This is a genomic window from Dolichospermum sp. LEGE 00246, assembly GCF_015207865.1.
Classification (GTDB): Bacteria; Cyanobacteriota; Cyanobacteriia; order Cyanobacteriales; family Nostocaceae; genus Dolichospermum; species Dolichospermum heterosporum.
The window spans coordinates 1-2011 of the sequence record NZ_JADEWA010000665.1 but is presented as its reverse complement, the minus strand read 5'-3'; the positions used below and the strand labels follow the sequence as shown (position 1 = coordinate 2011).

Genomic DNA, 2011 nt, shown 5'->3' with positions numbered 1-2011 from the left:
ACTTAAAGGAACTTCATCCATAATATTAAAATCAGCAGGAATAGGTTTTTTCGTGGGTGGATTTAATAACCATTTACGATGAGTTTCCATCTTCTTGATTTGAGCAAAAGCATAACCAGAATAAGTGTGTTTTACCTTTTTACTCAAAAACAACCTGCGATGATTAATTAAATGTTGTCCGACATTTGTTAAAAAAGGATAATTCGTTAACCACAGCAATTCTAAAACATTGGGATTTGCACCAGCCAATAAATGTAGAACTTTCCTTAATTCATAAATAACCGTATCTTCATTACCATCTATAAACGGGAATATCCCTGGTTCATCCCATCCCGAATCCTTTTGCTCAATACTATCAAAACCTAAATAATAGCGTTTAGGAGCAATAAATACACCACGATAATCATAATCTGATTCAGGACGATTTAAACCATAACCATGACTACCAGCTAAACCCACAAAAATAGTTCTTTGTTCAACTTCTATCCTTTTCATATTTATCTAATAAAAATTAGGCGTTGCTGATTTTAGGGATGAAAATAATTTTGCATAGGTTCAAGACTCTTGTAGAGACGTTCCATGGAACGTCTCCACCTCCAAAAATCATACGCCAATTCAGCAACGCCAAAAATACCGTTGTTTCCTATGAGCCGGGATTTCTCCGTACTAGGATGCTTCAACACATAAATGTTTTCTTGTTCTTACCCACAATTTAATTGTAACATACCACAGGGATTAAAATCCCTCGTGTCGCTTATAAGCTTTTGTGCATTTAATTTGTATAAGTGGAACAGGCATCTTGCCTGTTAAACAAGAGTTCAGAATATTAGGATTATACAATTTAGCTGTGTAACAGCTTATCTCAGGGAACCAAGCCGCTGAGTTTTACGCTTACCGCGAGGTCTGATAAAATTATATTTTCTAAAAGGTTGACTGATTAGCTATCAATCAGGTAATATATTAGATTGTCTGTCTAACTCCTGCTCGGATCAGGTAGACATACTTCAAAGGCTGGCAAAAGCTATAAATAGCGTCTCTACGGGAGATTATAGCCAGCTACCTGTACGGCAACTTCAAGGACAATTTAATGACCTACGCGATTATTGAAACTGGCGGTAAACAAATGAAAGTAGAAGCAGGTCGCTTTTACGACATTGAACTACTAACCGCTGAACCAGATGAAAAAGTTACCATCAACGCAGTGTTACTTGTACACCACGAAGGCGCAGTTTCCATTGGGCAACCTTTAGTAGAAGGTGCGACAGTGGAAGGGACAATTATGCGACATTTCAGAGGTCGCAAAGTCCTGGTGTATAAGATGAAACCTAAAAAGAAAACCCGCAAAAAACGGGGACATCGCCAGGAAATTACCAGATTTTTGATTAATTCTATCAATCTTAACGGCGAAGTTTTAGCTTACGAAGAAGCCCCAACGATGGCGGAAAGTCCCGTCATTAATGCTGATTTCGTGGAAGAAACCGCAGAAGAATCATAAATAAGGTTAAGTTGCTAGTTAAGGAATAGGCAAGAGGTGAGCAAGAGTAATTTAATTACCAATCATTAATCATCCTTTTCCTAGCCTAAACTAGATAACTAGCTGGGATAAATAAAGTAAATAGAAAAGAGGAAATCATGGCTCATAAGAAGGGAACGGGTAGTACGCGAAACGGTCGTGACTCTAATGCTCAACGACTAGGTGTAAAGCGTTACGGTGGACAAACTGTACGCGCAGGTAATATTCTCGTCCGTCAACGTGGTACTAAGGTTCACCCTGGTAATAATGTTGGTATCGGTAGTGATGATACTTTGTTCGCTTTAGTTGATGGTGTAGTTACCTTTGAAAGAAGAGGTAAAAGCCAGAAGAAAGTTAGCGTTTATCCAGTAGCAGTAGAACTTGTAGAAGCTGTAGCCAGCTAGTTATTTATTAGTTATTGGCCATTAGTTATATCCAAAACGGCTTAATTATTTGATTCTCCGGGTAGGGGTAAAGCAAGAGCTTAAGCTCTTGCTT

General features: G+C 38.3%; 3 protein-coding genes. 2 read left to right on the top strand and 1 reads right to left on the bottom strand.

Annotation, left to right across the window (positions count from 1 at the left end):
- The coding region (locus tag IQ228_RS25295) for a DNA polymerase beta superfamily protein (protein ID WP_193964894.1) at positions 1 to 495 on the bottom strand (495 nt) is incomplete at its 3' end.
- A gap of 592 nt (positions 496 to 1087) precedes the next feature.
- On the opposite strand from IQ228_RS25295, the gene rplU reads away from it, so the two are divergent.
- Together rplU and rpmA are read left to right on the top strand one after the other, a co-directional pair.
- Complete coding sequence (rplU, locus tag IQ228_RS25290; protein ID WP_027403158.1) at positions 1088 to 1495, top strand: 50S ribosomal protein L21; 408 nt, start codon at positions 1088 to 1090, stop codon at positions 1493 to 1495.
- Between the two features lie 137 nt (positions 1496 to 1632).
- Complete coding sequence (gene rpmA, locus IQ228_RS25285) at positions 1633 to 1917, top strand: 50S ribosomal protein L27 (RefSeq protein ID WP_027403157.1); 285 nt, start codon at positions 1633 to 1635, stop codon at positions 1915 to 1917.
- Positions 1918 to 2011 lie beyond the last annotated feature (94 nt).